The 6,075-nt window shown below is 62.1% G+C and carries 9 protein-coding genes; 8 read left to right on the plus strand and 1 reads right to left on the minus strand.

Going from position 1 to position 6,075, the window contains the following annotated elements; all coding sequences use genetic code 11:
• Positions 1-16: 16 nt before the first annotated feature.
• The 3 genes from KBZ19_RS14910 to KBZ19_RS14920 all read left to right on the plus strand — a co-directional run bounded on the left by KBZ19_RS14910 (position 17) and on the right by KBZ19_RS14920 (position 1,962).
• Positions 17-256 carry a hypothetical protein gene (locus KBZ19_RS14910; protein WP_255101502.1) on the plus strand — a complete coding sequence of 80 codons (240 nt, stop codon included), beginning with the start codon at positions 17-19 and terminating at the stop codon, positions 254-256.
• Between the two features lie 124 nt (positions 257-380).
• Positions 381-977 (plus strand): chromophore lyase CpcT/CpeT, encoded by a 597-nt coding sequence (locus tag KBZ19_RS14915; protein WP_255101503.1) that lies wholly within the window; start codon positions 381-383, stop codon positions 975-977.
• Between the two features lie 166 nt (positions 978-1,143).
• Positions 1,144-1,962, plus strand: a complete 819-nt coding sequence (locus KBZ19_RS14920) for a phycobilisome rod-core linker polypeptide (protein WP_255101504.1) — start codon at positions 1,144-1,146, stop codon at positions 1,960-1,962.
• 81 nt (positions 1,963-2,043) lie between these two features.
• Here KBZ19_RS14920 and KBZ19_RS14925 read toward each other — a convergent pair whose 3' ends face one another.
• The gene (locus tag KBZ19_RS14925; protein WP_255101505.1) at positions 2,044-2,631 is read right to left on the minus strand and encodes a hypothetical protein; all 588 of its coding nucleotides are present in this window, start codon (positions 2,629-2,631) and stop codon (positions 2,044-2,046) included.
• Positions 2,632-2,841: 210 nt separating this feature from the next.
• Between KBZ19_RS14925 and KBZ19_RS14930 the strand changes: the two genes are divergently transcribed.
• From KBZ19_RS14930 to KBZ19_RS14950, 5 genes are all read left to right on the plus strand, one after another.
• Positions 2,842-3,687: a phycobilisome linker polypeptide gene (locus KBZ19_RS14930; RefSeq protein ID WP_094514107.1), complete on the plus strand. Its 846-nt coding sequence runs from the start codon at positions 2,842-2,844 to the stop codon at positions 3,685-3,687.
• Between the two features lie 31 nt (positions 3,688-3,718).
• Positions 3,719-3,937, plus strand: a complete 219-nt coding sequence (locus KBZ19_RS14935) for a phycobilisome linker polypeptide (RefSeq protein WP_255101508.1) — start codon at positions 3,719-3,721, stop codon at positions 3,935-3,937.
• A 413-nt stretch (positions 3,938-4,350) separates the two neighbouring features.
• A complete protein-coding gene (locus tag KBZ19_RS14940; protein ID WP_255101510.1) occupies positions 4,351-4,518 on the plus strand; it encodes a hypothetical protein in 168 nt (55 codons plus the stop codon).
• Positions 4,519-4,599: 81 nt separating this feature from the next.
• Positions 4,600-4,893: a DDE-type integrase/transposase/recombinase gene (locus tag KBZ19_RS14945; RefSeq protein ID WP_255101511.1), complete on the plus strand. Its 294-nt coding sequence runs from the start codon at positions 4,600-4,602 to the stop codon at positions 4,891-4,893.
• Between the two features lie 785 nt (positions 4,894-5,678).
• Positions 5,679-6,075, plus strand: a 397-nt coding sequence (locus KBZ19_RS14950; protein WP_255101512.1) for a phycocyanin subunit beta, incomplete at its 3' end; no start/stop codon positions are given.

Consider the following 6,075-nt stretch of genomic DNA (forward strand, 5'->3'; position numbering starts at 1 on the left):
CCCCGACGCAGCTTTCATGATGCGCACCCCCCCCGAGTGGGACTCGAATCAACTGTTCAACAACGCCGACAGCTTTGGCATGTCGTTTGATCAGGCCTGGCAGGCCTCTCTGGCGGCCGACCCCTCCCCGGACCTGAGCGAGGCGGAGAGGCTCGCGGCCATCCTGGACGCCCTGAGTGACCACCCTTTCTCCATCAACCAGCCGGATCTGGTGGCCCAGGTGGCGGCGTTCCGCCTGCGGTTGCTGGGCGGCTGAGGCTGAGGCTGGGGCTGGGGCTGGGGCATGCTGCACCGCAACGTTCTTCGGCATCCACTACAGGCTTCCAGCAAAGGCTCCGGCCAGAAACTGCCAGCGCAGGCTCCGCTCATAGGATCCGCTCATGACCACGACCCTGCGCCGTCTGGTGGAGATGCTGAGCGCCGGCTTCAGCAACCAGCACCAGGCGTTTGAGAACCCACCGATCTACGCCCACATCCTGGTGGCCTTCCGTCCCGTGCCGCAGCTCGGAGAAGGTGCCTTGCTGCTGGAGCAGTCGTATGCCTTCGCACCTCGGCAGCCCTACCGGATCCGCATCCTGCGGGCTGAGGCGTCACCGGATGGCTCGGTGCGCATCCATAACCACGCGTTGGTGGAGGAGAAGCGGTTCTGGGGGGCTGTGGAGGAGCCGGAGCGGATGGCGACGATCCAGAACGACGACCTGCGCCTGCTCAAGGGCTGCTCGTACGTGGTTCGCCAGCAGGGAGAAGGTTTCGTGGGCGAGGTGGAGCACGGCTGTGGTTGCCTGGTGGAACGCAAGGGGAGCGTGGCCTACCTGGTGAGCAGCTTTGAGCTCGATCCCCGCGGGATGCGCACGATCGACCGCGGCCACGATCCGGAAACCCACCAGCAGCTGTGGGGATCAGTGGCTGGCCCCTTCGAGTTTCAGCGAACCCACGATTACAGCGCAGAGATCCCAGCCGATTGGTTCGCCGCCTGAGGCATGACCGGGGCGGGCGGCACAGCCTGCCCCACCAACTTCAAGACTTCTTCATGAAGAGAATGTCATGAACTCTTATTTTGTAAAGGAGTATGTGTGGATGCTTTTCATTCACCAAGATCGCGACGAGAGCCTCTAGCTTCTACCACCAGCACAACACTTACGCATGCCTCTGCCCCTGCTCGAATACAGCCAGATCGCGCAAAATGCCCGCGTCAAAAGCTATTCCGTCGGCAGTGAGGAGGATCCCCGCCGCTCCCCCGAAGGTCTGCGCCGCAGCCCTCAGGACATGGACGCTTTGATCGAGCGCTCCTACCGCCAGATCTTCTTCCACGCCTTCAAAGTCGACCGCGACGCCGCCCTGGAATCGCAGTTTCGCAACGGCCAGATCACAACACGACTCTTCATTCGCGGTCTTCTTCTATCGCCACGATTCCGTGAAGGCTTCTATCGCTGCAACAGCAATTACGCGATGGTGGATCAGATCGTGGGCCGCGTTCTCGGCCGCAAAGTGAATGGGGATGGGGAACGGCTCGCTCTCTCCATTCTGATTGCGCAGCGCGGGCTTGAAGGCTGTGTCGATGCCCTGCTGGAGTCGAATGAGTATCTCGATCGTTTCGGCGAGATGGACGTTCCCCAGCAATTGGGACGTGTGCTGCCTGGCAACCCCGGCGGTGAGCTGCCGTTCAACCAGCAAGCCCCCCGTTACACCGCTTACTGGAGGGACGCCCAGTCCAAACGAGCGCCTGCAGGGCCCTTCCGCGGCACCCGCTCCTGGGGCAGCACCCCCCACATGGTGATGGGCACCGACGTGATGGCTCCCGGCCCGGTTCCCGTTCAGGTGTCGCCCACCTGGAAGAACGGCCAACCACCACGCCTTGCGATGAATCTCTGGCTGCTGGCCGGAGGCCTCGGCGCTCTCGAACTGGTGAGGGTGCTGCTCACAACGGCTGGCGCCATGCTGAGCACCGGTTCCGGGGGCTGAGTCCCAAGCGTGAGCATGGCTTGGGCGCCCATGGCCCAGGCCCATCGTTCATCTTCAGATGGCTTGCCCAGGCAGCCCGCTTCAGGCCGTCAGTTCATCCATGAAGGGTTGTTCCTCGTCCTCGGGAAACACATCGTCAGCTTCGCTGGGACGTTCAGGGCGCTCCAAGGCTGCCGGCATGGAACGCGCCTTCGCCAGCGACGGCTCCTGAGCATGGAGGCCGAACACCTTGGCCCCGCTCATGGCGCCAGCAGCCTCAGCAGCGGCCAGATTGTCCCTGTCGCCAGGCTCGGGCGGCGATGCTTCGAGCAACGACTCTTCCAACGGGCGCCCTTCGACCTGCGCGCGGCGCCTGGGCTGGGCATGCAGCACCTGCAAACGCGGCGGCGCGGCATTGGCTTCAGCAACTACCCCCTGTGTCCCCTCCAGCAGCGACTCCAGAGAGGCAAGCCGTTGGCCGGTGGCTTCCAGCACATCCACCAGAGCGGCGGCGCTGCCGGCTTGCACCGAAGCCTGCTCTTCCAGGCACCGCTTCTGCTCATCCCAGCGGCCCATGCGCTCTTCCAGCTCCAGCAGACGGAGGGTGAGCGTTTCGCAGATCACACTGAGCGACTGGAGCTGAAGGCTCATGCGATGGGACCAGGAATCCGCCGCAGGCAGGGACGTCATGGCTTCACACAACAGACCAAGGCATGGCCGGATGGTATCGGCGTTGGCTGATGGCGCCAGATCTCTGCTTTGTAACGATTCTGGAACCAGGCGCTGGAGGTTGTAGTCCCCCCATAGGATCCCGCTAATGCCAGACCCGTCCGCGAGTGCCGCGCCGTGTACGGCACCCTCCCGACATGCCCTGTCTCCCCACCCCCGGCTCGCACGCCCATGACACTCGTCAACGCTGCCTATCTGGGCATTGACCGTTTTTCGACCTCGCAAAACAAGGAAAACTGGCTGAACGCCACCGAATCCGACAAGGCCACATTGATTCGGGCTGTTTACCAGCAGGTTCTCGGCTTCCAATACGTCCTCAAGAGCGATCGCCTTGAGGGTCCTGAATCCCTGTTCCGTCGCGGCTATCTGAGTGTGCGCGAGCTGGTCCGCCAGATCGCCAAGAGCAGCCTCTACCGCAAGCGCTTCTTCGAAAGCACCAACCCCTACCGGTTCATCGAACTCAACTTCAAGCATCTTCTCGGGCGCGCTCCCCAGAACAAGGCCGAAATGCTTGAGCACTTCACCATCCTGCAGGAGCAGGGCTTCGACGCCGAAATCGATTCCTACATCGACAGCGCCGAGTACCAGGAGCGTTTCGGAGAAGATCAGGTCCCTTACCTCCACGGCTGGAATTACTCCGCCGGGCAGCAGGGCCTTCAGTTCTCCTACCTCCTCCAGCTCACCCGCGGCGTGGCCGCTTCTGTGAAAGGTGATCTGGCCAAGAACCAATCCCGTCTCAACCCCTCCATTCACAAGGAAGCCCCCATTCCGGTGGTGAGCCCGAATGCCTGCGGTTCGGCTTTCCGCAAGGTGGAAGACGATGGCGTCACCCGCATGGGCGTGGGTGCTGGCCAGCAAGGCCGCACCTATCGCGTTGAGATCACTGGTTTCAACAACTACAAACTGCACAAGCGCAGCAACCGTGTGCGCTTCATTCCGTTCGACAAACTGCTGGAGTACCAGCAGCAGATTCACCGCCAGGGTGGCAAGGTTGCCAGCCTCACACCAGTGAACTGATCTTTTTCTCCATCCCCTCGCCATCCCAGCCATGAAGGTCTCCGCAGGCACCCGCGGCAGCAGCTTCAGCAGCAACCGCCAAGTCACCATCAGCGTCACCGGCATCGTCAACAACGACTATGTGCGCAGCTCTGATTGCGTCATGCAGGTTCCCTACACCCGCATGAATGACACGCTTCGGCTCGTGAACCGCCTTGGCGGCAAGGTCACCAACGTCTCCGTCAGCGGCGGCGATATCGCATCGGATTGATTCCGGCGGGGACAACCCACGCCGCCTAGCGCCTGAAGCCTGGGGCCCTTCCTGGGCCTCTTCTCATCAAACCTCCTCCATGGGAGGTTTTTTTATGGCAGCACTGACCTGGATTTGAACGGGGCGGCGTGAACCCCGGAAGCCAGTCCAGGGTGAAGGAGAGTCTTCAGCCAGCCCGACTTGAGCCGGGGACTCGACCATGAAACACACCAGGCCTTCACCCGAACAGATCCTCCGCACGCTCCAGCCCGAAGGCCTTCCCCGAAGCAGTGGAAGCTTCTGGCTGAGGCAGAGCTGGAGAAGGCAATGCGCAAAGACCTTGCCGAGAGCAACATCTGAGCCCGGAACTCCGGCGCAGGGCCGTCGTGGTCCTGCAGGAGCGATACCGGGCATCTGAACGCTTCGTCTGTCGGGTGGCTGGCCAGCACAGCAGCACGCAGCGCCATGGCGGCAAGGCCATCGATCTGGAGGAGAGCAAGCTCCGGCGGCGTCCCCTAAGGATCGCGGCCGAACACATCCGCTGGGACAGCCGCATGGCCTATCGCCTTCTGCGTGAGGCCTGGATGGTGAATCACAAGTGAGTGCAACGGCTGTGGCGGGAGATAGGCCTGCAGCGCCCCACTCCTCGCAAGCAGAAGCGTGCACGACCCGCCGAAGGCTCCGTGCGGCCTCACCAGGGTGAGCATCCCCATCAGGTGTGGGCCATGGACGTCCAGTTCGATGCCACCGCTGATGGAAGGCGGCTCAAGTTCCTGAACGTGATCGACGAGGACAGCCGCCTGTGCCAGGCGATCCGTCTGGGACGGCGTTGCAAGGCCATAGATGTGGTGGCGGTGCTGGAGAAGCTCATCAGGCTCTACCCAGCTCAGGCCTTCATCCGCAGTGACAACGGGCCGGAGTTCATTGCTCATGCCCTCAGACGCTGGAGCGAGGGCAGCGGTACGGGAACGGCCTAGATCGAGCCAGGGTCGCCTTGGCAGAACGGCTGCCGAGTCGTTGAACGAACGGTTCCGCGATGCGTTCCTGAAGACGGAACTGTTCTCGACACCAACCGAGGCCCAGTTGCCATCAGACCAATGGCAGAGGGACCACAACACCCATGAGCTCCGCTTGACTTCGTCTACAGGCCACACTCAGCGCTCCAGGGTCATGCGCCCCTGGGAGCAGCTCAACTGGGAGCTGCAGCATGGCCACAACCAACAACTCTCCTTCGGCCTGGACCGATCAAGGGGGTGACTTCAGGGGTGCGGTCGGGCAGCGCGGAGCTGGGCTGGCCAGTGTCAATCCGAACCGAGCTGAACTGGACGCACTTGACCAGCACGGAATCGGACTGGACGCGTTGATCCCCTCAACGTTGAACTTGCAGCGCTCGAGCAGGATTCCCACAACTCGTGGGCATCAAAGTGATCCCACACATGGGATTTTCACCAGGTTTCTGTTCGCTCAGATACATTCACTGGGGCCTGCCACCTCAGCCTGAGCACAGAATGCCTGGCTTCACCACGCAAAAGCCTTGCCCCGCAATGGATATCAGCAGGCAATGACCATTTGTTAAGCATCGCTCACAAGATTAGGCGTTGGGCCAAAAATACGTAGGCCAAGTCGGGGGTCCGCTGGCACCGGTCAAACAACGGTGTTCAGCGCAAGACACACCTTTCTGGCTCGCGTGAACGCCTTTGGCGCTCTCGCTTTGCACACCCACCCTCCCGACCCCACCCGTCGAGAACAGGAGCTCATTTACATGTTCGACGCCTTCACCAAGGTCGTTGCTCAGGCTGATGCCCGCGGCGAATTCCTCAGCAGCGCCCAGATCGACGCCCTGGCGTCGGTTGTCGCTGACAGCAACAAGCGCATGGATGCTGTCAACCGCATCACCTCCAACGCCTCCAGCCTCGTCACCAACGCTGCTCGCGATCTCTTCGATCAACAGCCTGCTCTGATCGCCCCCGGTGGCAACGCCTACACCCATCGCCGCATGGCTGCCTGCCTGCGCGACATGGAGATCATCCTTCGCTACGTCACCTACGCCGTCTTCACCGGCGACGCTTCCGTCCTGGAAGATCGTTGCCTCAACGGCCTTCGCGAAACCTATCTCGCCCTCGGCGTCCCCGGCGCTTCGGTGGCTGAAGGAGTCCGCA

This window comes from Synechococcus sp. L2F (assembly GCF_024345695.1).
Lineage (GTDB): Bacteria > Cyanobacteriota > Cyanobacteriia > PCC-6307 > Cyanobiaceae > MW101C3.

What these genes read in the sequence shown, in the direction of transcription:
- KBZ19_RS14910 (WP_255101502.1), top strand. Translation starts at nt 17, where the DNA reads ATGATGCGCACCCCCCCCGAGTGGGACTCGAATCAACTGTTCAACAAC.
- KBZ19_RS14920 (WP_255101504.1), top strand. Translation starts at nt 1,144, where the DNA reads ATGCCTCTGCCCCTGCTCGAATACAGCCAGATCGCGCAAAATGCCCGC.
- KBZ19_RS14935 (WP_255101508.1), top strand. Translation starts at nt 3,719, where the DNA reads ATGAAGGTCTCCGCAGGCACCCGCGGCAGCAGCTTCAGCAGCAACCGC.
- KBZ19_RS14930 (WP_094514107.1), top strand. Translation starts at nt 2,842, where the DNA reads ATGACACTCGTCAACGCTGCCTATCTGGGCATTGACCGTTTTTCGACC.
- KBZ19_RS14915 (WP_255101503.1), top strand. Translation starts at nt 381, where the DNA reads ATGACCACGACCCTGCGCCGTCTGGTGGAGATGCTGAGCGCCGGCTTC.
- KBZ19_RS14925 (WP_255101505.1), bottom strand. Translation starts at nt 2,631, where the DNA reads ATGACGTCCCTGCCTGCGGCGGATTCCTGGTCCCATCGCATGAGCCTT.